This is a genomic window from Sphingomonas sp. (assembly GCF_025353885.1).
Taxonomy (GTDB): Bacteria; Pseudomonadota; Alphaproteobacteria; order Sphingomonadales; family Sphingomonadaceae; genus Sphingomonas_O.
On the sequence record NZ_JANXNX010000026.1, the window covers coordinates 1 to 21,023 of the forward strand.

A 21,023-nucleotide genomic window follows, 5' to 3' on the forward strand; every position below is an offset into this window, starting at 1 on the left:
CTGAAATGGCGCGGGGCGTTGCCAAGGGCGTGCTCCACAAGAACACCGTCGCTCGTAAATTCTCGCGATTGTCGAAGCGCGTCGCCGCGCTCGGCTGACCCGTCGGGCGAAGCGCATCGGCGCTCCGCTGTACAGGATGTAATTTGAGTTTTACAGCCCGTCGACCATCCGGTCGGCGGGCTGTTCTCGTGACACGTGCGTTACAGAAAAAAGTCAGCATTTCCGGCGATTCGCGCCTGACACCAAGCGCGCCGATTCTGCATAATGGAGATATTCCAATGACTTGAGTTATAATGACCGGATTTCCGAGTGTTTGGCGAGTCAACGATATTTATTTCAATTTTTTGAAAAGACCGTGCTTGCGAAGCAGCGCCGGACCGCTCAAAAATCAGGCCAAGCAAGCGAACGAATCGCTTAGCTAATCAGTATGGAAGAGCAGCGCTCGACAGGCTTTGGTGCATGCACCGCGGCCTTGCGATGTTACTTGCCTGCGACGCAGGAGTATCGTCGCAGCAGACTGATTGGCGTTGACGACTGGCGGGGAGGTTTTGTTGCGGTCTGACGGGAATCTTGATTCGGATAAAACCGATGGCTCTGGCCCTGTTGTCGCAGCGTGGGACAGGGTTCGCGAAGGGTTGCGGCGCGACCTCGGCGCGCGCAGTTACGACAACTGGCTGGCGCGGGTCCGGCTAGGAGCTTATTGCCCGAACGATCGGTCAATCACTCTGGTCCTTCCGTCCGCCTTCATGGCGAATTGGGTTACCAGTAATCTCGCCGACCGAATTCAGCTGGCATGGCGGGCGATCATGCCCGATGTGTTGAGCGTCCGGATCGTCGCTGAATGGGACGACCGCAGCCAGATGGACCTGGTCGTTGCGGAGCCTGTTGCATCTCCCCCGGCAGCCATTCCGAACGGTGAGCGTGAGTTTCGCTTTGACTCCCGCATGACCTTTGACAATTTTGTCGTCGGCGATGCCAACCGCATTGCCTGCAATGCCGGTCGCGCGATTGCGGAGGGCGGGCCGATGCGCTTTAATCCGCTGTTTGTTTATGGGCCGACCGGACAGGGCAAGACACACCTGCTCCACGCGATCGGCCATGGTTATCAGGCGCGGAAGCCACAGGCCCGCGCAATCGCAATGTCGGCCGAACGCTTCATGGTCGATTTCGTTAACGCCATGCGCAACAAGGATACGATGGCCTTCAAGGAACGGTTGCGCTCGGTCGACCTGCTGATGATCGACGATTTCCAGTTCATCGCCGGCAAAGTCACCACGCAGGAGGAGTTCCTTTACACCATTGATGAGTTGATGCGCGGGGGACGGCGTCTGATCATCACGTCCGATCGCAGCCCGCATGAACTTGACGGTATAGAGGGACGCATACTTTCTCGTCTGACGCAGGGACTGGTCGTCGATATCCATCCTGCCGACCTGACGCTGCGCCGCGCCATCCTCGGGGCCAAGGTGGCCTCGCTTCCCAGCGTCGTCATCCCGCCGGTCGTGCTCGACATGCTGGCGTCGCGGATTGCGTCGAATGTGCGCGAACTGGAAGGGGGCCTGAATCGCTTGGTGGCCTATGCCTCGCTGAATGGGCGTGACATCGACGAAGCCTTTGCCGAGGATGTCTTGGCCGACATGTTTCGTGCAGGTCGCAAGCGCGTGACGATCGACGAGATTCAACGCCGCGTGTCCGATCATTTCAACATACGCGCGACGGAGATGGTCTCGGCACGCCGCGCACGGGCGGTGGCGCGTCCGCGCCAGATCGCCATGTACCTGTCAAAGCAGCTCACGCCTCGATCGCTGCCAGAGATCGGACGCCGGTTTGGCGGCCGTGACCACACGACCGTCATCCACGCGGTCAAGCAGATCGAAAAACTGCGCGCGAGCGACAGTGAGATCGACAGTGACGTCCGGACTTTGCTGCGCTCGCTTGAGGGCTGACAGTCAGAACGGCTCGGCAAATCGAGCCAATGATATATTGTATCTTTGCCCGATCGGTGCCATATCTCCGGTAAGGAGAGCGTCGCTTGAACCGTGTGTTGCGAAATGGAACGATTGACCGGATCGCGGTGACGTTGTCGGGGCTATGCCTTGTCCATTGCGTTGCGACGGTCGTGCTGCTTGGGCTGGTATCGTCGGTCGCGTCATGGCTGGGCAATCCGCTTATCCATGAAATAGGTCTGGGCCTGGCCACCGGTCTTGGGGCGATTGCCTTGGTCGGTGGTGCGATGAACCACCGCTCGATACTGCCGACCGCAATCGGATTCCTCGGGCTGGGGTTCATGGCATCGGCGCTAATCGTGCCGCACGGCGGGCGCGAAGCTTTGCTGACGATCATCGGGGTCAGTTTGCTTGCGGGGGCTCACTGGCTCAATCGTAAGGCGCACGGACCCGGCAACCAGGCGCACTGATCCTTTACCCTGACGCTTCGAAGTCCTATCTGAAGTTGGCGATGGGAGCACAACATACACTGCATCACGGGGCACCGCTGACAAAGGCGGCGCAGACCGCATTCGAAGCTTCGGGCGAGCAATGGACCGTCATGCGCGCGCTGGTGTTCGATACGCTGTCGGGCTTCGCAAAGCCCGCCTCGGCTTATGATATCGCGGAATCGGTGTCGGCGTCCCAGGGGCGGCGAATTGCGGCAAACAGCGTTTACCGGATCCTTGACCTGTTCGTTGCTGCCAATCTGGCGCGCAAGGTCGAAAGTGCCAATGCCTATGTCGTCAACGGACACCCGGATTGCATCCACGACTGCATATTCCTGGTGTGCGACACATGCGGGCAGGCGACGCACCTCGATGACGATGCGCTCAGCGCCCGCGTGCGTTCGGCGGCGACGGATGCGGGCTTCTCGCAGGTTCGCCCCGTCATCGAAGTTCGCGGGAAATGTGCCGATTGCGACTAGGTCGGCATGAGTTTACAGGGGTATGATGAGTGACTCCCCCGCAACGCCGCTGCTCGACACGGTCGACACTCCAAATGATCTTCGAAAACTGGAACCGGACCAGTTGCGGCAGCTTGCCGACGAACTCCGTGCCGAAATGATCTCGGCCGTTGGAACGACGGGTGGGCACCTGGGCTCGGGGCTGGGCGTGGTCGAACTGACGACTGCCATCCACTATGTTTTCGACACGCCCCGCGACCGGGTGATATGGGATGTCGGGCATCAGGCATATCCGCACAAGATACTGACCGGGCGGCGCAATCGCATCCGCACGTTACGGCAGCCGGGCGGGCTGTCGGGTTTCACCAAGCGAAGCGAGAGCGAGTACGATCCGTTCGGCGCGGCACATTCGTCCACTTCGATCAGCGCGGCACTGGGCTTTGCGGTCGCTAACAAGCTGTCCGGTAAACCCGGCAAGGCGATTGCCGTGATCGGTGACGGCGCAATGTCGGCGGGCATGGCGTATGAGGCAATGAACAACGCCGAGCAGGCGGGCAACCGGCTGATCGTGATTCTCAACGACAACGACATGTCGATTGCGCCCCCGGTCGGAGGGCTATCGGCCTATCTGGCCAGGATTGTGTCGAGCCGGGAGTTCCTGTCCATCCGGGAACTGGCGCGGCGTCTGGCGCGCAAACTGCCTCGCGCGCTGCATCTCGCCGCGCGCAAGACCGATTCGTTTGCGCGCGGCATGGCTATGGGCGGGACGTTGTTTGAAGAATTGGGATTCTATTATGTTGGCCCGATCGACGGCCATGACCTGGACCATCTGATCCCGGTGCTGGAGAATGTCCGCGATGCCGCTGAAGGGCCGTGCCTGATCCACGTCGTCACGACCAAGGGCAAGGGTTATGCGCCTGCCGAAGAATCGGCCGACAAATATCATGGCGTCCAGAAATTCGACGTGATCACCGGCACCCAGGCGAAATCGCCGCCGGGACCGCCGAGCTACACCAGTGTCTTTGCGCACGCGCTGATTGCCGAAGGAGAGCGCGATTCTACGATTTGCGCGATCACCGCCGCGATGCCGGGCGGAACGGGCGTCGATTCGTTCGGTGCGGCGTTTCCAGATCGCAGCTTCGATGTCGGGATCGCCGAACAACATGCCGTGACTTTTGCGGCCGGGCTGGCCGCGCAGGGGATGCGCCCGTTTTGTGCAATCTATTCGACGTTTCTGCAGCGCGCTTACGATCAAGTCGTCCATGACGTGGCGATCCAGAACCTGCCAGTGCGCTTTGCGATCGATCGCGCGGGCTTGGTCGGGGCCGATGGCGCAACGCATGCAGGGTCGTTCGATGTCACTTATCTGGCGTCGCTCCCCAATTTCGTGGTCATGGCGGCGGCGGACGAGGCCGAGCTGGTCAACATGGTCCACACCTGCGCGCTGCACGATAGTGGCCCGATCGCGGTTCGCTATCCCCGCGGCAATGGTACTGGTGCCGCCTTGCCCACTACGCCCAAACGGCTCGAGATCGGCAAGGGCCGGATCGTGCGTCATGGCAAGAAAGTGGCCATCCTGTCGCTGGGCACCCGCCTTGCCGAGGCTTTGAAGGCGGCGGACATCCTTGAGGCCAAGGGGCTGTCAACGACAGTCGCCGATTTGCGGTTCGCCAAACCGCTCGATGTCGACCTGATCCGCCAGTTGCTGGTGTCACACGAGGTCGCAGTGACGGTCGAGGAGGCCAGCATTGGCGGCCTGGGCGCGCACGTCCTGACGATGGCGAGCGACGAGGGGCTGATCGATGGCGGGCTTAAGCTGCGGACATTGCGCTTGCCCGACATTTTCCAAGATCACGACAAGCCCGAGGTTCAATATCGGGAAGCACGGCTCGATGCCGATGCCATCGTCGAAACCGTGTTGAAGGCGCTGCGCGTCAACAGCGCCGGTATAATCGGGGAAGTCCGCGCCTAGGGGCGCTGCGTTGGCGTCCGATCGGGGACGTTGAACGGATAGACATCCTCTGGGATTCGCGCAGCGCGGTCATAATCCTGCTGAAGATTGTCGAGGTTGGCGCCGCTCTCGACCGTCACCGTCAGGCGTTCGAGCAACACCAGCCCCTCGGCCCATAATCCCAGTCCCGACACCGCATTGATGTGGCCGACATGGCCCGCATCGACCAGATGAGCACCCCAGTCGCCTGCCATCTCGGCAACCCGATCAAAGCGCGCGTAAGGATCGTCGTGACTGGCGACGACGATCGTTGGAAAAGGAAGCGGAATGTGGGGCAGCGGGCCGAACTCCTTGGTCAGCCAGGGAAAAGATTCTGGTTCAAGATGCGGGGGTGCCACCAGCAGGACCCCTCCCACCGGACTGCCCCACGCCGGGGCCGCCAGCGCCGCCCACCATGCGACGGCCAGGCAACCGAGGCTGTGCGCCACCAGAATGACCGGCCCATCGACAGTGCGGATAGCCTGTTCCAGCTTTGTCACCCAAGGGTTGCGGCGTGGCGCGATCCACATGCCGAGTTCGACGCGCGCGATGCGCGGACCGAGCTCCTCCCAACGCGTCTGCCAATGCAATGGACCGCTGTTGCCGAGCCCGGGCAGGGTGAGCACCGGAGTGCGGCGTGAATTTGGTGTTGTCATGCTGACCCTCCCAGGAAGTCATATCACAGTAAACCAGTAGGATATAAATACGCGGGCAGATATTTTTGTTTCGCGCCAAGTCGCTCTTTCAGCGATAGGGGCACCATGAAACGCCTCCGTGCCGACCAGCGCCTTGTCGACCTCGGCCTATGTGAAAGCCGCGCGCGGGCGCAGGCGCTGATCCTGTCGGGCAAAGTCTTCATCGGTGAACGGCGGGTGGAAAAGGCCGGGCAGCCGGTTGCCGATGACGTCGTCTTCGATGTCCGGGGTCGCGATCACCCCTGGGTTTCGCGTGGTGGGGTCAAGCTGGCCCATGGTCTTGTTCATTTCGGATGGGACGTGGCGAATGCCGTCGCGATGGATGTGGGGTCGTCGACCGGCGGCTTTACAGACGTGCTGCTGACCAAGGGGGTCAGCAAAGTTTACGCCGTCGATTCAGGCACCAACCAGCTGGCGTGGAAAATGCGGCAGGACCCGCGCGTTGTCGTGCTGGAACAGACCAGCGCGCGCATCCTGACCGCCGCCCATATTCCTGAAGCGATGGACATCATCGTCTGCGATGCCAGCTTTATAGGGCTGGCCAAGGTGCTGGAACGACCGCTTACATTTGCCAAGGTTGACGCCCGGCTGATGGCGCTGATCAAGCCGCAGTTCGAGGTTGGTCGTGACGCGATTGGCAAGGGCGGCGTGGTTCGCGACCCCGAATTGCACCGATCAGCTTGTGTCAACGTCGCCGACTGGATCGTTGGGCAAGGGTGGCACGTCGAGGGCATCGTCGAGAGCCCGATCACGGGTCCCGAAGGCAATGTCGAATTTCTGATTGCTGCACACGCGAAGGGTTTGACCGCATGGCAGGTCGGCCCCTAGAACAGGGCATGGGTGAACTCGCGTCGCGTGCTCAGTTGCGAATGTCGTTCGTGCGGTGGGCGCTGTTCACGGTGCCCTTGCTGATATTCCTTGGATTCCTGTCTGGGCGGGTCGCTGGGTCCAGCACCGGAAATCGCTGGTTCGATTCGCTGCTCCAGCCCGCCGCGATGCCGCCTGGCTGGGTGTTCGGGGCCGCCTGGGCGGTTTTGTATGGCCTGATGGGCTTGGCACTGGCGATAATCCTGAACGCGCGTGGTGCCAGGTTGCGGGGCACGGCCATCGCCCTGTTCTCGGTGCAGTTCCTTGCCAATCTGGTTTGGTCGCCCCTGTTTTTTGCCGCGCATCATGTTCTGGCAGCGTTCGCGCTAATCCTGTTCATGCTGGCGCTGGCAATCGCGACTACTGTAGTTTTTGGGCGCATCCGGACCGCCGCCGCCTGGCTGATGGTGCCATATCTGGCGTGGCTGTGCTTCGCTGCAATTCTCAACTGGCAGGTCCATGTCCTGAATCCACAGGCCGAAATGCTTGTGCCGGACCAACCGCGTACCCAGATAGAGCTCTGACATTTTGCAAAAGGGATTTAGCGATGCAGACCGAGAACAAGTTTTTTGAAGATATTTCGAAATTTCTGAACGGCGCGGCGGGCACCGTCGCGGGCATGACGCGCGAAGCCGAAGCCGGTGTCCGTGAAAAGGCGAAGGAATGGATCGGCGGGCTGGAATTCGTCAGTCGCGACGAGTTCGAAGCCGTCAAGGCGATGGCTGCCGCTGCCCGGGACGAGGTCGATACGCTGAAGACACGCATCGCTGCGCTCGAGGCTGCCGGACAATAACGCGCGTTATCCACAGCTTTCGTGACCGGGGTCCTTGTGTGCGAAGCCGCCCCACGTCACGCACATGGGCATGAGGGTAAGTACCATCGACGAAGACGCGAACACCAGTGAGCCGATCGAAATGCTCGAGGCGTGGTTCGACGCGCATGGCTGGACCAACGAACGCGTTGGTGACGAGGAAATCGTCGCCTCGACCGCAGGCGCATGGGGCAGTTACGAATTGCGCGGCGTCTATCGCAACGACGACGCCGTTCTGCAATTCCTGGCATTTCCGGATATACGCGTGCCCGATCACCAAGCTGCGGCGATTTATGAAACGATCGGGCTGATCAATGAACAGCTCTGGATCGGCCATTTCGAATATTGGTCGGGGAACGGGTCGTTGTTGTTTCGCCATGCCGGACTGCTGACCGACGATGGCACCTTGTCGCTCGACCAGGCGGAAACGCTGATCGAGACGGCGGTGGACGAGATCGACCGTTTTTACCCCGTGTTCCAGTTCGTCCTGTGGGGCGGCAAATCGCCCAAGGACGCAATCGCGGCGGCGATGGTCGAAACCCGGGGCGAGGCTTGAGCGGGGCGGTGCCGTCGGGCAAGACCATTTGGTTGATCGGCTGCGGCAACATGGCGGGGGCAATGGTGTCGCGCTGGCTGGATACGGGCCTCGACCGCGCGCGGATCACCGTCGTGCGACCGAGCGGCACGCCGGTCGCTGAGGGTGTCCGCGTCGTCACCGAAGTGCCCGATGCCCCGCCGCCCGCTATCCTCCTGCTCGGGTTTAAGCCTCATCAGCTCGATGCGATCGCTCCAAACGTGACCGGTGCCAGCGCGGGCGCATCCATCGTGTCGATCCTGGCGGGCACCGACCTCGAAACCCTACGCCGTCGTTTTCCAGATGCAGGCGGCATCGTCCGCGCCTTGCCCAACCTGCCCGTCGCGCTGGGCAAGGGCGTCGTCGCCATGTGCGGGGACCGCTCCTCCCGTGTCGATGCCCTGATGGCTCCGCTGGGGCTGATCGAATGGGTGGCGGACGAATCGTTGATGGACGCCGCGACCGCGCTCGCGGGTTCTGGCCCAGCGTTCCTCTATCGTTTTATCGACGCACTCGCCCGGGCGGGCACCGCTGTCGGGCTGCCCGCCGACCAGTCTCAGCGTCTGGCGCTGGCCACGGTCGAGGGCTCGGGGCTTCTGGCGGCGTCATCCAGCCTCTCCCCCGCCGAACTCGCCGATTGCGTCGCCAGCAAGGGTGGGTCAACCCGTAAGGGACTCGACGTGCTGGATGCCGACGATGCTCTGGTCCGACTGCTCACCGAAACGCTGGCGGCGGCAAAGACTCGCAATGCGGAAATGGCAGCCATCAGCCGCGCCGGTTGAGGTCACCGATCAGGTCGCGATCCTCGGGCGGGATCAACCCCTCCAGGACTTGCCAAAAGCCCGTCACTGCATGTTGTCCGGCATGAGCATAGGCCGCACCGATGCGTTCCTTCATTGATTCGAACAGCCGCGCTTCAAGCACCGTTCCTGCATCACTCAAACGCAACAGCTTCTGCCGGCGATCGTCCTGGCCCTGGCGCGTCTCGATATAGCCGCGCTCGGTCAGGTCGCCCAGCACCCGGCCAAGCGACTGTTTGGTAACCAGCAACATCCGCAGCAAATTGCCGACGGTCAGGTGGGGATGACGTGAAATGAAATACAGGGCGCGATGGTGTGCGCGGCCCAGACCCTGTTCGACTAGCTGCTCGTCGATTGCCCGCGTCATCCGGCTGTAGCCAAAAAACAGCAACTCGCCTCCACGACGAATTTCGGCGTCGCGCAGGAACAGGGGGGACGCCCCGGCAGTGGTAGAATTTTGGCCAGCCATGTTGACCCTTTTTGCCTGTCGGGATACGAAATCGCAACCAATACCTGAAGGATTTCATTGATGACCGGTGGCGATACTCTGGAGTTCAGGACCGAAGCTCATGCGTCGCCCGTCAGCGCCGCGGATCGTGAGCTGTTGCTCGTCGATCCGGGATTCGGACGGATATTCACAGATCACATGGCAGTCATACGATTCAACCGCGCGCAGGGCTGGCACGATGCCCGGATCACCGCCCGCGCGCCGATTCCCATGGATCCCGCGACGGCGGTGCTGCATTATGCGCAGGAAATATTCGAGGGGATGAAGGCGTACCGGACCGCCGATGGCGGAGCCGCACTGTTCCGCGCCGATGCCAATGCGCGGCGGTTTGCCGAATCCGCCGAACGGATGGCGATGCCGGCATTGCCCGAGGCGCTGTTCCTTGACGCGGTGCGCAAGCTGGTCGCCATCGACCGCAACTGGATCCCGCATGGCGAGGGCGGCGCGCTCTACCTTCGGCCCTTCATGTTCGCGAGCGAGGTTTTCCTCGGCGTGCGGCCGTCCAACGAGTATCTTTTCATCGTTATCGCTTCGCCCGTCGGGGCCTATTTCAAGGGTGGGGTGAAGGCCATCTCGCTGGGCGTATCGCGGCATTACACGCGCGCGGCTTCAGGGGGCACCGGCGCCGCAAAATGCGGGGGTAACTATGCGTCGAGCCTGATCGCCCAGGCCGAAGCGGTCCGGCAGGGCTGCGACCAGGTCGTGTTCCTCGATGCCGCCGAACATCGCTGGGTCGAAGAACTGGGCGGCATGAATACGTTCTTTGTGTTCGACGACGGATCGATCGCGACGCCGCCGCTGGAAGGAACCATCCTGCCGGGGATCACGCGCGAATCGATCATCAGGCTGGCGCGTGAGGAAGGATTGACCGTCCGTGAGGAACGCTACTCGATCGACCAATGGCGCGCCGATGCGACCAGCGGACACCTGCGAGAGGCGTTTGCCTGTGGGACCGCCGCCGTCGTCACGTCGATCGGGACTGTGCAGGACGAAGGTACTGCGTTCACGATCGGCAGTGGCGGCCCAGGCCAGTTGACCGAACGCCTGCGCACGCGGCTTGTCGATATCCAGCGGGGCCTGGCACCCGATCCGCACAATTGGGTGGAACGGCTGTTTTGATTTCACCGGATATTTCCGCCGTCCAGCCCCTTTCCACCGGCCCGCGCGCCGGTTAAGGGCGCTCTTTCTGTTGGGGCGTCGCCAAGTGGTAAGGCAGCGGCTTTTGATGCCGCCATTCGTAGGTTCGAATCCTGCCGCCCCAGCCAACTTACCAGCAAGGCATTGAATTATAGTACGCTTTTTGCCGTCGCCAAATCGTTGGTGGGGCTTTGCTACAAAGCCCTGCTACAAAGCGGAGGCTTTTTGTGGCTATCGGCAGGATATTGGCATCTATCAACCCGGCTTAGATTTCCACTCTTTCAGACATAGCGCCACGACTTTCCTAACATGGGCAAAAGTTTCCGGCACGGTTATCGATGCGCTGACAGGGCATACCACTACAGGTGAGACTGCTCGCTATACCAAAGGTCACGAGGTTAAAATGCTTGCCGAAGCAATTGACGCGCTAGATCCAGGTATCGATCTCAGCCGATTGTACCAAATCACAGCGCCTGAATGATTTCTTGTCCGAATACCGTCCAGCAGGTTTTTGAAAAGCGAACCTGAGATAACTGTCCTTTATTGGCTAGGGCCGACCGGCAGCTCGCGACCAGACCCGGTCGTCCTGATCAGCCGCCGCTAATGTCTGCTGCTGACCGAAGCTGCCGATAGAATGCTTCGAAGCGGACCGGCGGGAAGCCCCGGTGAAGGAAGTGCGCGCTCTGTCCGATGCCGAGTTACGCGCCGTCTGGCGGGCAACAATGCCGCATGGCGCATTCGGTGCTGTGATTCGGCTGCTGATGCTAACCGGGCAGCGCCGCTCCGAGATTGCCGCGCTGCGCTAGGATGAGGTGGATTGGGACCGACAGTTGCTCATCGTGCCTGCCGACCGGGTGAAGAATCGCGCGGGCGTGCATGAGGTGCCGTTGACTGAGGCCGCTTTGGATATCTTGCGTGAGAGGCGCGATGCTTACGACGCGCTCGGATTGACGTCCGGCTTGGCACTTCCGTCGGAAACGGGGGACACGCCAATCAGCGGCTGGACAAAGCTGCGGGCAAAACTGGATCGGGCAGTGCGGGGAGAAATGGCGAGCCTATCGGAAGAAGAATGGCGGTCGATCCGCGCAGGCGGCGCGCTGCGCCCTGAGACGCGGCAAACCAAAGCCGAAGCCCTCGCCAAGATCGAGGCCATCCCGATTTCCCGTTGGCGTATCCATGACCTGCGCCATACATTCGTCACCCGCTGCCGCGATGGTGAGGAGAACGCGGCGGGCGAAATCACATGGTCTGCCCCGCTCGATGTTCTGCAGGCGACCGTGAACCATGAAATCACCGCAGGGGTCACCCAGCGATACGACCACGGCGACATTCAGCGCCGCTACAGGCTGCGGAAGCGCGAGCTAATGGAGTGGTGGAGCCGGAAGCTGCTCAATATCGTTGAAGGAGTCCAGGGAGGTGTGGTGGTGAATATGCCGAATGTTGTCCATCAACGACGCTGAGGGGGGGCACCTACCGGGGCGTTGTTGCGTCACGGAAGGAACTGGAGCAGTTTTAGTTTGCTCCTCGGACTCCCTGATTCTAGGGCCTATGCTAAGAGTGAATGATGAGGGAGCGACGGTGAAATTTATCGAGGATCAGACGGCTCAAAAGCTACGGGGTGGCTACTACACCCCCCTCGATCTTGCGTCTTTCATCTCCCGTTGGGTTGCGGAAATCAATCCTACAAAAATACTTGAACCAAGTTGCGGCGATGGCATTTTCTTTCAGGCGATGAAGGATATTGGCGGCTTTCAGGCAGCTAATATCATTGGCTTTGAGCTTGACGATGACGAGGCGGGTAAGGCTGCCCGTCGGGCAAAAGAGTTGGGCCTGCGCGGCATTGATGTGCGCGCTGAGGATTTCCTCGGTTGGGCAATTGAAAACATGGCAAAAGGCGGCGAACGTTTCGATGCCGTAATCGGCAATCCGCCGTTTGTTCGATACCAGTTTCTCCCGCCCAAATTTCAAACACGGGCTGCCGCGATCTTCGACGAGCTTGGATTAAAGTTCACAAAGCACACCAACGCTTGGGTGTCGTTCATTTTGGCTTCCATGTCTCTGCTCAAGCCGGGTGGACGATTGGCGATGATCGTGCCTGCGGAGATCATCCATGTCACGCACGCTCAATCCTTGCGCAGTTATCTTGGCAAAGAGTGTCGTCGCCTCGTCATAGTTGACCCGGAAGACCTTTGGTTTGATGGCACCCTACAAGGCGCGGTTATTTTGATGGCAGAGAAGCGCAGCAGCGCCCGGCAAAAGGCGGAAGGACTAGGAATGGTCCCGGTGCGAGGGCGGTCATTTCTTAAGCGATCACCAGCCGAGGTTTTCGCGGAGCCGCAGTCAATCAATGGCAAGACAGTTGCCGGGAAATGGACTCGCGCACTGCTCAACCTTGAAACTCGCGAACTCTTCGACGAGCTCGAATCACACAGCGACGTCCATCGATTTGATGACATCGCTCGTGTGGACGTTGGCATTGTTACGGGCGCCAATAAGTTCTTCCTCGTGCCTGACGAGACGGTAAAGGCCTACAGTCTGGATAAATACGCGCACCCTATGTTCGGTCGCAGTGAACATTGCCCCGGCGTAATTTATGATGAGCGGCAACACACCGCGAACGCCGCGAAGGGCAGCCCAACCAACTTTCTTTGGTTTGATGATTCGCCCAATAAAATGTCGGCTCGTGCGCTCCAGTATGTTGAACTTGGCGAACAGGAAAATCTTCATACCCGTTACAAATGTCGGATTCGTGCGCCTTGGTATAAAGTTCCTTCTGTCTATTCGACTGAGGTCGGGATGCTTAAACGGTGCCACGACACGCCGCGCCTGATATTGAACAAGATCGGCGCATACACGACCGATACGGCGTATCGAATCCGCACGCGAGAGGGGGAAGGCAAGCGACTGGTTGGTTGCTTCATCAACCCGCTGACTGCCTTAAGCGCTGAACTGGAGGGGCGTCATTATGGCGGGGGAGTTCTCGAACTTATCCCATCCGAAATAGAACGTCTGTTGATTCCCTTGCCCCCGACGGTCGAGGTTGATCTAGAGGCACTGGACGCTTCAATCCGAAATCGACCAACGCATGAGACGCTCGAACGGCAGGGGAAAATTGTTCTTGGCGCGCTCGGTATATCGAATGCGAAGCAGGCTACTGCATTGGAGGGTTGGCGCAAGCTCCGAGACCGCCGGCACCGGACCTCTACCGAGGCCGTTGAGGCTTAATCAATTTCGACTTGGAACTTGGTCGAGTCTACAGTTGAGCGCCAAATCCGCATTGTGCGATCAAGCAAATCCTCGCGGGCGACAAGTGGTCGAGCCGCATTCCAGCTAAGGCTGGTCGGGGAGTTATGATCCGCAGCCGCAGCCGCCGCCCGTGTAAGGCTGTGCCGTAGTGTCAGCCCGAATGTGCCGACCAAAACCCCCTTTATCACCAAGTCAAATAGTTGGTCAGTGGTCTCAATTGTTCCATTCAAGCCCCAGGCTTGATGCCCGAATAGATCATTCCGAAAATATGATACTCGATCAATATCATCAAATGTGCCGGAACCAAGCGTAGTAGACCCGGTGGGGTTGGAGTTGGGGCCAGTGGGGATGCCAAGGGATCGACGGCTCAGGGGTTTGCTTTCCCAGACCAATTCCAGATCGGGGGCAACAGTCGAGGATGCCCCGGCCACATTACCCGGCGATACCGCTAAAGGCGTACCTGCTGCGAATGGTGGAACTGGTGCCGGAACTGTCGCTGGTGCAACCGGGCCTTTGAGTTTCGCCTTTCCACGGATCGCCTTGGGAAGCATTTTCATACGGGGCGTTGAGTCAGTGCTACCCGCCTTCGCTTTCGTTGCCGTGCGAGGTGGAGTAGCCACCGATTCATCTATAAGGCGTCCAGCATCTAACAGCCCATTCACCATTGCCTCATCGGTGACGTGAAATACGTTTTCAGGATATTCGGCTGCCAGCCCGTCAAATGACGCTTCCAAACCATCCGCAAATGCCAAATCGTCAGCATCTAAAAGTGACAAGTTAATCAAGACGCCAGCTTCAATATTATTGTTTAAGCCGCCCAGAGTGAGATTCGCACTTCCAACAGATAACTTCGCAGTCGCAGCCGCGCGAACATGATATAACTTGGGGTGAAACAAGAGCATCCGTGTTCCGGTATCGACCGCATACAGTGAAACCCCAATTTCCAGTAGGCGTTTAAGTGCTTGAGTTGAAGTAATATCGTTTCGGATTCCCGCGAAAACTGTGATCTTGTCTGCGTGGGCCGTGAACATAGGTGCAATGTGGTCCACGCCGTCCTGAGAAACGAATGCAACACTTACGATTGCGCGATCCACATCCCCCGCGAACATTTCGCCGATCACCCCGGCGTGCGTCCGATTGGTCAGTCCTTGAAGAATCAGTTCTAACGACAATGGCGCCCCCTGTAGGCGTCAGCGTAGCCAAAAACCCGTTCGACTGAAATGGATTCAGTTCGTTGGCGATCAAGATCGCGAAAATTTGCCGGTCTACGGCCCCGGCGGTATTTTCGGATGTCGCAAAACGCGAGACGAAAACGTTTTTCTTCATCGGCGCGCGGAACGAAAAGGGGCGTCGGGTCGCGCTGGCGACCGGCAGCAATCTGACAAGGCAACGGGTGGCGGGCAATGACGGCAAAGAAAAGGATTGAACTGGACTTCTCAGACGCCGGGAAGCAGCGCACCTTTGACTGTACGCGAGAAGCAGTTGATCTGTTGTGGGACCAGCAGTTTGACCGCGAGGTCGGCGACTTGGATGCCGCTTTCGCGAGCTTGAACAACGACGCGGTGATTCGATCGTTCACACTCTATTGCGCCGCAGTGGAAGCCGTCGCGACTTTTATGGCCGATGGCACACCCACGGTCGAGGATCGCAAGGGTGCCATAGAACTCTTGAAGGGCGAAGCCGCGCCCGTGCGCGGACGACCCTCTGCCAACCGCGCCGAACGCAGGCCTGCGTTCGCTTTTGCGGCAGTTTATGCGCGAATGATACGTCAGGTGTGGCGTGAGCAAGGTGTGGCGCTCAATGGCTCTGTGACACAAAAGGCTGACGAATGGGCGGCACGCTTGGCTCTGCACGAGACAGACCTAAAGATCGACGAAAGTGGTGCTTGCTCCGACCTAGCAGCCGGCATCCCAGCCGCGTTGAGCCATTCTAGCGACCGGAGCTACGCTGCCACCCCTATCATTGAGCTTGAACCGCACCGCACGTTTCCCATCGATAAATCGCGGGATTAGCGGCGCGCGGCTGCACAGCGAATCGCGCGAAGCTCCGTCGGAGCCGGGAACACATTCCGGCGCAACCGTCGGAGGTAAACATGACCAACAGCCTTGAAGAACTCATCCCGCAGGCGGATTTGCCTGCCTACAGCCTGCGGACGAGCACCATGTCGCGGCGACGGTGTTCGTGCCGGAGTCACAGCGGAGCTACTATCTCGGCAAGGTCGAGGCTTACGCGACCAAGGACAACGTCAAAGAGAAGACGTTGGAAGACGGAACGGTCGTCGAAAGCCGGACGCCGAGAAACGAGCGGCTCGTCGCATCGATCGAGACAGCCCGCCTGGCAGTGGCGCGATCCTTTTATACCGACGCTGCCGAGCTGTTTCCGCCGGCGAACACGCAGGCCTGGTGGGAGGTCTGGCTCCGAAAGGGAACGCGGTCCCGCTTCGAGGCGGTTGCGCAGCTGCTTGCGCTCACGGTTCGGGAAAACGCCTTGGAATTTGCGGAACGCGATGTCGTCGTCGTCCACGCGACGGCTGAGGATCTTGGCCGCATCATCGCGAACACGGATACGGTCGCGGAATTGCGCATGGCGCGCGACACGCCGGGCTTCTTCATGGGCCTGGACGGGGCAGAGCAGCGGCTCTGGTCTGATGAACTGGTGGACCGGCTGGAACCCTGCGACGCGGAGGCACCGGCGGTTTGCCTGCTCGATTCCGGATCGACGATCGCGCACCCGCTCATTGCCCCCTTGCTCGATGCTGGGGACCAGCACGCCTATGACGCTGGCTGGGCTGTCGAAGACATCAGCACGCTGGTCCATGGAGGACACGGGACGCAGCGAGCGCGCGGGAATCCCTACCGAGTCAATGATATGAGAAACCGCTCTAGGGGCGGCTGCGCAGTCAGGCGTCCTTGGGACGAGTCCCCAAGGACGCTTTTTCTTTCTATCAGTGCTTCTTGTCCATCTTGCCGTCGTTCATCATGCCGCCCTCGCTCATCATGTCCGGGTGCATTTTCATCATCTTCATGCACGTCCGGTTCTTCGTCATCATGTGATGTGACATCTTCTTGCACCGGTTCATGCTCGCCATCTGCGACTTTGTCATCTTCATGCTGGCCGGCTGCATACCGCCGGAACTCATCATGCCGTTCTGCGCAAAAGCTGGCGTGCCGGTTGCAAGCACGAGGGCAATGGACCCGAGAGTCAGTTTCGTTGAAAACATTTTCTTTCTCCTAGATTGGTCGAAAAGGACATGCCGAACAAAACGGGGATCGTTGGTGTCGAGCGATGCGGAATCGGCCTATTACCAAGCGCATCATACGATCCGAAGTTCCCACATTTCGGCATGGTAGATCAGTTCTAACACCTACCGCGGGGTTACTCGAAACGGCAGGCGCGTATCGCATCATAAGTCAGTTCACCTCCTCCAGCGTGGCGCGTTCTGTCTGAAGCTCCGGCATCTCCACGACATCGCGGTGCAGATCGATGCGCGCGGGAGATGCGGAATCGAGCAGCGTCTTGGCGCGGGCCATCTCTTCGACCGAGCCATGGGCCATCAGCAGAAAGCTGTCGGTCTTGAGAGCGGTCTCGTATTCGATCACGCTATCCTTCGGGATACCGAGGCTGGACAGTGCGCCCCCGAGCGCGCCCAGGCCTCCCACGACTACCGCGCCTTCGGCCGCGGCGAATACCATCGCAGCGAAATGTCCGAGCACAACAACGGGGCCGATGATCGGCACCGTCATGAAAAGACCGCCTGCAAACAGTCCCCATAGGCCACCCCAGAATGCGCCGGTTCCGCCCCAAGCGGCGATGCGATCACCGACGTTGTAGAAGCCAAGAATCTGCTCCTCCTTGTGGTAACCCTTGCCGATGATGCTGAAGTGCTTGATGTCGAGACCGCCGTCGGAGAGCGAGCGGACGGCACTTTCAGCGGCCTGATGACTGTCGAAGACGGCAATGATCGCGTGACTTTTTTTCATCGTGTATTCCTTCTAGGTTGAAGTGCTTGGAACCGGCGCGCGTTATCCGGGCACGGGATAATGCCTGAGTCTGGGCGAGTTCGCGGAGGGAGGCTCAGTCTCCTGACGGGCTTCGTGCGCAACGAGAAGCTTCGGCAAACGCAGGCTCAGCAGGACAGCTGCAACCGACAGCGCAGCGGCAATCGCGAACGAAGCGTCGGGTAGCCACGATACGTCGAACAGCAGCCCCCCCGCGGCCGACCCGAAGGCGGCGCCAAGACTTGCGGCCGCGGTTTGCTTGCCGAGTTGTGCACCCTGCGCCCTTCCGGCCTTGCTCGATATCCAGAAGGTCAGGATGGGCGAGAGGATACCGGCGCTTGCGGCAACCGCTCCGATGACCGCCAGCATAAGCGTGAAGGTGGATGCGTGCGGGACCAGAAAAATTCCCCCAGCGAGGATCGCAAAAGAGGGGGGGATGAGCCAGCGCGTAGTTTCGGGCCTAATCCAAGGCGAGAAAACGAGGGACTGGACGATCAGCATCACCAGGCTGCATTCGGTGAACATGGTCGCGATCTGATATTGTGTCAGACCCAATTGCTCTTTTCCGCGTAGCGCCAGCCCGACCTCGAACACTCCAACGCCGGCAGAGACGACGAACGCGAGCGCGAGCAACCTCGGGACAAGCCATTTGTCGGGCTCGGGAGTGACCGGTTCGCCTCTCGATTGGCCGCTGCTCGTAGTTGCCTTCGGAACCGTTCGCATCGCTGCCAGAGCGGCGAGTGAGGCCAGAACCGCGGTTCCGATCAGAGGTATTGTAAACGCTCCGATGCCGCCCAGAGCGGGAAACAGCACCTTCACCCCGCGCGACAGAAACACGCCGAGCATAGGCCCCACTAGGAAGCCGGTGATTCCGGCCAGGCTGACGAAAGTGAGCAGCCTCGCCCGTGCGGCTTTCGTCGCCGCAATATCGCCAATCGTGGCGAGGGCGATGGGCGTCACCGCTGCGGCGAACATCCCGCTCAGGAAGCGCTCGGCATAGATCGCACCAAGGCCATCGATGAAGGCGAACGTCAGCATGGTGGCACTGAACCCCAGCAGCCCGATAAGCAGGATCAATCGTCGGCCGAAGCGATCGGACAGCCGGCCCCAGACCGGTGCGAACAGAAAAAGCGACAGGGTGTACAGCCCGGTAAGCAGACCCGTCGCGCGTGAAATCTGCCTTGCGTCGCCCCCCGCACCGAACAGTCTTTCGAGCAGGAAGGGCAGCGACGGGAGGACGATGCCGAAGCCGAGGGAAACCGTGAACACCGAAAGCATCAGCGCTGCCATGGTGCCGCGTGGTACCCCTGTCGCTGATGCCCGCATCCTCATCATGTCGAGGCCGGCGCTGAATCTGACTGCGCTTGGGACCGTCGGAGGGTGATGCCGGTGAGTTTGGTGCGCTTGAGTAAGAGGGCGTTCATCGCGACGAGCGCCGAACTGCCTGACATCGCAAGCGCGGCGATGCTGGGCCCAAGCAGGAACGGGTAGAGCACGCCTGCAGCTAGTGGGAATGCGATAACGTTGTAACCGACCGCCCACCACAGATTCTGATGCATTTTCCTCAATGTCGCATGCGAAAGCTCGATCGCTCCCACCACATCGAAAGGATCACTTTTCATCAGCACGATGTCCGCTGTTAATCGCTGGCAATTGGAAAATGCATGGTCTTGGTGATCAGCTGGGAGAGATCCGGGCGATTGCGCAATTCGCTTCAACGTTTGCGGGCGCAAATGATGTGCTTCTCTGTGTTCCGAGTACACTCATATCGCGTGCGGTAGCGACAAGCGGCGGGGGCGTGGCCATCGGCGGGGAGGATTGTGCCGCTGACAGGGTAGGGCCTTATACAGGGGATATCAGTGCCGAAATGCTCAAGGATGCCGGCGCTAGCGCAGTCATCGTGGGGCATTCAGAGCGGCGGCGACGCCATCAGGAAACCAATCCCATGGTCGCTGCAAAAGCGGCTGCGGCCGGGCGGGCTGGGCTTGCCGCCATCATCTGCATTGGCGAAACCCAGGCCGAGCGGGACAGCGGTGCCGCGCTCGCGGTTCGCTCCGCGCAACTCGAGACAAGCCTCCCAACGGATCGGCGCCTCTGCCAGGGTAGCGCGATCGCCTATGAGCCGCTCTGGGCTATAGGGACTGGCCAAACACCCGATGCCCGTGCGATTGCCGAGGTCCATCAGCACATTCGTCAGCGCCTGAAAGCGCTGATGGGAAATGACGAACCCACAATCCGCATCCTCTACGGAGGATCCCTTACGCCGGCCAATGCCAAGGCAATCCTGGCGTTGCCTGATGTTGGCGGCGTCCTGGTTGGGGGCGCCAGTCTCAGATCCCAAGATTTCAACCCCATCATCCGCGCGGCAGCAGCTGTCAAACAGGCGCCGTCCGAAACGGACCTAGCCGCTCCGGCCCTTGATGCAGCCCAGTGAAGGAGCCCGCGATGCCATCCACCAAGCCTATGCCCAATGATGCGCTTACGTTCGCTACCAGCTGGGTTGCCCGCAACATTGAGGTCGGACCCTTTTCATGGAACGACCCTCCGATCTATGATGGCCCGATAAGCGATTTCAGAAAGGAAGCCGCGCAGGCAGGGTTTAGCGAAACCCACCTGGAGCGTGGAATTGGCGCGGTTCCGGCGTTCATTGCGAAGGCCTATGCCGATGCGGTCGTCAATTGGCGAGCAGCTCAGAAACTCGAAAATACGCGCACTGGTCACGGAACCTGAAATATCCCGACTTGGCTGACGTGTCTGCTATGTCGGAACGACCAGCCGCCCATCGGCAATATCGATGATGCGGTCGCAGCGCTTGGCAAGATCCAGGTTGTGGGTGACGATCAGGAAGCTCGTTCCACTTTCGCGGTTCACCTGCCGCATCAGATCAAACACATTCTCTGCGGCCCGGCTGTCAAGATTGCCTGTCGGTTCATCGGCGAGCACAAGCGCCGGTCGCATCGCTAGAGCTCGGGCGATGGAGACCCGTTGCTGCTCGCCGCCCGACATGTTCATGGCCTTGTGGTCCGCGACATGGGCCAGACCGACTTGCTCTAAAAGGTCGCGCGCCCGTTTAACGATTGCCGGGCTGCTGAAATCGCGGTCGACGATCATCGGCATCATCACATTTTCGGCCGCCGTGAACGCCGAGATAAGATGATGTTCCTGGAACACGAACCCGATGACATGACCGCGCAGGCGGGTGATGCCGGCATCGCCGAGCTTCGAGGTATCTTGCCCGTTGATGAAGACCTGGCCAGCCGTTGGGCGGTCGAGCAGTCCGACAATGTTGAGCAACGTACTTTTGCCCGATCCTGATGGTCTCATCAGTGCCAGAAACTCGCCGCTATGAAGCATAAGGTCGATGCCGTGCAGAATCTCGATTTGCGACGCCCCGCCGAGATTATAGGAGCGGCGGATACCCCGGAGTTCCATCACCGGAACGCGGGCCGGTTCGGTTACCGTTGTGGTGCTATCACCCACGAATGGCATCGACGGGATCGAGCCG

27 protein-coding genes and 1 tRNA gene are annotated in these 21,023 nt (G+C 60.1%); 19 read left to right on the forward strand and 9 right to left on the reverse strand.

The features are described from left to right. The 5 genes from Q0R02_RS02705 to dxs all read left to right on the forward strand — a co-directional run. A partial coding sequence (locus Q0R02_RS02705) for a 30S ribosomal protein S20 (protein ID WP_293880646.1) occupies positions 1-98 on the forward strand: 98 nt, incomplete at its 5' end. Between the two features lie 453 nt (positions 99-551). Next, complete coding sequence (dnaA, locus tag Q0R02_RS02710; protein ID WP_293880604.1) at positions 552-1,946, forward strand: chromosomal replication initiator protein DnaA; 1,395 nt, start codon at positions 552-554, stop codon at positions 1,944-1,946. A 95-nt stretch (positions 1,947-2,041) separates the two neighbouring features. Continuing rightward, on the forward strand, positions 2,042-2,416 hold the full coding sequence (locus tag Q0R02_RS02715) for a MerC domain-containing protein (protein ID WP_367271415.1): 375 nt from the start codon (positions 2,042-2,044) through the stop codon (positions 2,414-2,416). Between the two features lie 41 nt (positions 2,417-2,457). After that, positions 2,458-2,913 (forward strand): Fur family transcriptional regulator, encoded by a 456-nt coding sequence (locus tag Q0R02_RS02720; protein ID WP_293880608.1) that lies wholly within the window; start codon positions 2,458-2,460, stop codon positions 2,911-2,913. A gap of 25 nt (positions 2,914-2,938) precedes the next feature. Further along, positions 2,939-4,864, forward strand: a complete 1,926-nt coding sequence (gene dxs / locus Q0R02_RS02725) for a 1-deoxy-D-xylulose-5-phosphate synthase (RefSeq protein ID WP_293880648.1) — start codon at positions 2,939-2,941, stop codon at positions 4,862-4,864. On the opposite strand, the gene Q0R02_RS02730 is transcribed toward dxs, so the two are convergent. Then, the gene (locus Q0R02_RS02730) at positions 4,861-5,538 is read right to left on the reverse strand and encodes an alpha/beta hydrolase (RefSeq protein WP_293880610.1); all 678 of its coding nucleotides are present in this window, start codon (positions 5,536-5,538) and stop codon (positions 4,861-4,863) included. The genes dxs and Q0R02_RS02730 overlap by 4 nt on opposite strands. Before the next feature lie 105 nt (positions 5,539-5,643). On the opposite strand from Q0R02_RS02730, the gene Q0R02_RS02735 reads away from it, so the two are divergent. The 5 genes from Q0R02_RS02735 (at position 5,644) to Q0R02_RS02755 (ending at position 8,611) form a co-directional block, all read left to right on the forward strand. Further along, positions 5,644-6,405 (forward strand): TlyA family RNA methyltransferase, encoded by a 762-nt coding sequence (locus Q0R02_RS02735; RefSeq protein ID WP_293880612.1) that lies wholly within the window; start codon positions 5,644-5,646, stop codon positions 6,403-6,405. Between the two features lie 8 nt (positions 6,406-6,413). Continuing rightward, positions 6,414-6,968 (forward strand): TspO/MBR family protein, encoded by a 555-nt coding sequence (locus Q0R02_RS02740; protein WP_293880650.1) that lies wholly within the window; start codon positions 6,414-6,416, stop codon positions 6,966-6,968. 23 nt (positions 6,969-6,991) lie between these two features. Next, the gene (locus Q0R02_RS02745) at positions 6,992-7,237 is read left to right on the forward strand and encodes an accessory factor UbiK family protein (protein WP_293880614.1); all 246 of its coding nucleotides are present in this window, start codon (positions 6,992-6,994) and stop codon (positions 7,235-7,237) included. A 70-nt stretch (positions 7,238-7,307) separates the two neighbouring features. After that, entirely contained in the window at positions 7,308-7,811 is a 504-nt protein-coding gene (locus tag Q0R02_RS02750) for a YbjN domain-containing protein (protein WP_293880616.1), read from the forward strand. Next, positions 7,808-8,611, forward strand: coding sequence for a pyrroline-5-carboxylate reductase (locus Q0R02_RS02755; RefSeq protein WP_293880618.1), 804 nt, complete (start codon positions 7,808-7,810; stop codon positions 8,609-8,611). Before Q0R02_RS02750 ends, Q0R02_RS02755 begins: the two co-directional genes overlap by 4 nt. Here Q0R02_RS02755 and Q0R02_RS02760 read toward each other — a convergent pair. Continuing rightward, on the reverse strand, positions 8,595-9,098 hold the full coding sequence (locus tag Q0R02_RS02760; RefSeq protein ID WP_293880620.1) for a MarR family transcriptional regulator: 504 nt from the start codon (positions 9,096-9,098) through the stop codon (positions 8,595-8,597). The genes Q0R02_RS02755 and Q0R02_RS02760 overlap by 17 nt on opposite strands. A gap of 60 nt (positions 9,099-9,158) precedes the next feature. Between Q0R02_RS02760 and Q0R02_RS02765 the strand changes: the two genes are divergently transcribed. The 5 genes from Q0R02_RS02765 to Q0R02_RS02785 all read left to right on the forward strand — a co-directional run bounded on the left by Q0R02_RS02765 (position 9,159) and on the right by Q0R02_RS02785 (position 13,499). Beyond that, on the forward strand, positions 9,159-10,256 hold the full coding sequence (locus Q0R02_RS02765; protein ID WP_293880622.1) for a branched-chain amino acid aminotransferase: 1,098 nt from the start codon (positions 9,159-9,161) through the stop codon (positions 10,254-10,256). A 71-nt stretch (positions 10,257-10,327) separates the two neighbouring features. Continuing rightward, a tRNA-Gln gene (locus Q0R02_RS02770) sits at positions 10,328-10,402 on the forward strand. 537 nt (positions 10,403-10,939) lie between these two features. Beyond that, complete coding sequence (locus tag Q0R02_RS02775; RefSeq protein WP_293880624.1) at positions 10,940-11,080, forward strand: hypothetical protein; 141 nt, start codon at positions 10,940-10,942, stop codon at positions 11,078-11,080. Between the two features lie 24 nt (positions 11,081-11,104). Further along, a complete protein-coding gene (locus tag Q0R02_RS02780) occupies positions 11,105-11,734 on the forward strand; it encodes a hypothetical protein (RefSeq protein WP_293880626.1) in 630 nt (209 codons plus the stop codon). A gap of 118 nt (positions 11,735-11,852) precedes the next feature. After that, complete coding sequence (locus Q0R02_RS02785) at positions 11,853-13,499, forward strand: N-6 DNA methylase (protein ID WP_293880628.1); 1,647 nt, start codon at positions 11,853-11,855, stop codon at positions 13,497-13,499. Here Q0R02_RS02785 and Q0R02_RS02790 read toward each other — a convergent pair. Next, on the reverse strand, positions 13,496-14,692 hold the full coding sequence (locus Q0R02_RS02790; RefSeq protein WP_293880630.1) for a hypothetical protein: 1,197 nt from the start codon (positions 14,690-14,692) through the stop codon (positions 13,496-13,498). The two genes, Q0R02_RS02785 and Q0R02_RS02790, sit on opposite strands and share 4 nt — an antisense overlap. Before the next feature lie 62 nt (positions 14,693-14,754). Between Q0R02_RS02790 and Q0R02_RS02795 the strand changes: the two genes are divergently transcribed. Together Q0R02_RS02795 and Q0R02_RS02800 are read left to right on the forward strand one after the other, a co-directional pair. After that, complete coding sequence (locus tag Q0R02_RS02795; RefSeq protein WP_293880632.1) at positions 14,755-14,946, forward strand: hypothetical protein; 192 nt, start codon at positions 14,755-14,757, stop codon at positions 14,944-14,946. Continuing rightward, complete coding sequence (locus Q0R02_RS02800) at positions 14,924-15,532, forward strand: hypothetical protein (RefSeq protein WP_293880634.1); 609 nt, start codon at positions 14,924-14,926, stop codon at positions 15,530-15,532. The genes Q0R02_RS02795 and Q0R02_RS02800 overlap by 23 nt, the downstream gene beginning before the upstream one ends. Before the next feature lie 178 nt (positions 15,533-15,710). Here Q0R02_RS02800 and Q0R02_RS02805 read toward each other — a convergent pair whose 3' ends face one another. The 5 genes from Q0R02_RS02805 to Q0R02_RS02825 form a co-directional block, all read right to left on the reverse strand. After that, on the reverse strand, positions 15,711-16,337 hold the full coding sequence (locus Q0R02_RS02805; RefSeq protein WP_293880636.1) for a hypothetical protein: 627 nt from the start codon (positions 16,335-16,337) through the stop codon (positions 15,711-15,713). Between the two features lie 127 nt (positions 16,338-16,464). Further along, entirely contained in the window at positions 16,465-16,740 is a 276-nt protein-coding gene (locus Q0R02_RS02810; RefSeq protein WP_293880638.1) for a hypothetical protein, read from the reverse strand. A gap of 190 nt (positions 16,741-16,930) precedes the next feature. Continuing rightward, complete coding sequence (locus Q0R02_RS02815; protein WP_293880640.1) at positions 16,931-17,500, reverse strand: general stress protein; 570 nt, start codon at positions 17,498-17,500, stop codon at positions 16,931-16,933. Positions 17,501-17,542: 42 nt separating this feature from the next. After that, complete coding sequence (locus Q0R02_RS02820) at positions 17,543-18,808, reverse strand: MFS transporter (protein WP_293880642.1); 1,266 nt, start codon at positions 18,806-18,808, stop codon at positions 17,543-17,545. Between the two features lie 41 nt (positions 18,809-18,849). Then, positions 18,850-19,140, reverse strand: a complete 291-nt coding sequence (locus tag Q0R02_RS02825; RefSeq protein ID WP_293880656.1) for a hypothetical protein — start codon at positions 19,138-19,140, stop codon at positions 18,850-18,852. A gap of 38 nt (positions 19,141-19,178) precedes the next feature. On the opposite strand from Q0R02_RS02825, the gene tpiA reads away from it, so the two are divergent. Together tpiA and Q0R02_RS02835 are read left to right on the forward strand one after the other, a co-directional pair. Beyond that, a complete protein-coding gene (gene tpiA, locus Q0R02_RS02830) occupies positions 19,179-19,952 on the forward strand; it encodes a triose-phosphate isomerase (RefSeq protein ID WP_293880652.1) in 774 nt (257 codons plus the stop codon). 11 nt (positions 19,953-19,963) lie between these two features. After that, on the forward strand, positions 19,964-20,248 hold the full coding sequence (locus Q0R02_RS02835; RefSeq protein WP_293880644.1) for a hypothetical protein: 285 nt from the start codon (positions 19,964-19,966) through the stop codon (positions 20,246-20,248). 27 nt (positions 20,249-20,275) lie between these two features. Here Q0R02_RS02835 and Q0R02_RS02840 read toward each other — a convergent pair. Beyond that, positions 20,276-21,023 (reverse strand): ABC transporter ATP-binding protein (locus Q0R02_RS02840; protein WP_367271414.1); only part of this gene is annotated, 748 nt, incomplete at its 5' end.

Excerpts from the sequence above, each read along its gene's own strand:
- Q0R02_RS02820 (WP_293880642.1), bottom strand. The coding sequence starts at position 18,808 with ATGGCAGCGCTGATGCTTTCGGTGTTCACGGTTTCCCTCGGCTTCGGC.
- Q0R02_RS02825 (WP_293880656.1), bottom strand. The coding sequence starts at position 19,140 with ATGAAAAGTGATCCTTTCGATGTGGTGGGAGCGATCGAGCTTTCGCAT.
- Q0R02_RS02805 (WP_293880636.1), bottom strand. The coding sequence starts at position 16,337 with ATGGACCAGCGTGCTGATGTCTTCGACAGCCCAGCCAGCGTCATAGGC.
- tpiA (WP_293880652.1), top strand. The coding sequence starts at position 19,179 with ATGCATGGTCTTGGTGATCAGCTGGGAGAGATCCGGGCGATTGCGCAA.
- Q0R02_RS02720 (WP_293880608.1), top strand. The coding sequence starts at position 2,458 with ATGGGAGCACAACATACACTGCATCACGGGGCACCGCTGACAAAGGCG.
- Q0R02_RS02765 (WP_293880622.1), top strand. The coding sequence starts at position 9,159 with ATGACCGGTGGCGATACTCTGGAGTTCAGGACCGAAGCTCATGCGTCG.
- Q0R02_RS02735 (WP_293880612.1), top strand. The coding sequence starts at position 5,644 with ATGAAACGCCTCCGTGCCGACCAGCGCCTTGTCGACCTCGGCCTATGT.
- Q0R02_RS02750 (WP_293880616.1), top strand. The coding sequence starts at position 7,308 with ATGAGGGTAAGTACCATCGACGAAGACGCGAACACCAGTGAGCCGATC.
- Q0R02_RS02760 (WP_293880620.1), bottom strand. The coding sequence starts at position 9,098 with ATGGCTGGCCAAAATTCTACCACTGCCGGGGCGTCCCCCCTGTTCCTG.
- Q0R02_RS02800 (WP_293880634.1), top strand. The coding sequence starts at position 14,924 with ATGACGGCAAAGAAAAGGATTGAACTGGACTTCTCAGACGCCGGGAAG.
- Q0R02_RS02740 (WP_293880650.1), top strand. The coding sequence starts at position 6,414 with ATGGGTGAACTCGCGTCGCGTGCTCAGTTGCGAATGTCGTTCGTGCGG.
- Q0R02_RS02810 (WP_293880638.1), bottom strand. The coding sequence starts at position 16,740 with ATGTTTTCAACGAAACTGACTCTCGGGTCCATTGCCCTCGTGCTTGCA.
- Q0R02_RS02730 (WP_293880610.1), bottom strand. The coding sequence starts at position 5,538 with ATGACAACACCAAATTCACGCCGCACTCCGGTGCTCACCCTGCCCGGG.
- Q0R02_RS02835 (WP_293880644.1), top strand. The coding sequence starts at position 19,964 with ATGCCATCCACCAAGCCTATGCCCAATGATGCGCTTACGTTCGCTACC.
- Q0R02_RS02815 (WP_293880640.1), bottom strand. The coding sequence starts at position 17,500 with ATGAAAAAAAGTCACGCGATCATTGCCGTCTTCGACAGTCATCAGGCC.
- dxs (WP_293880648.1), top strand. The coding sequence starts at position 2,939 with ATGAGTGACTCCCCCGCAACGCCGCTGCTCGACACGGTCGACACTCCA.
- Q0R02_RS02745 (WP_293880614.1), top strand. The coding sequence starts at position 6,992 with ATGCAGACCGAGAACAAGTTTTTTGAAGATATTTCGAAATTTCTGAAC.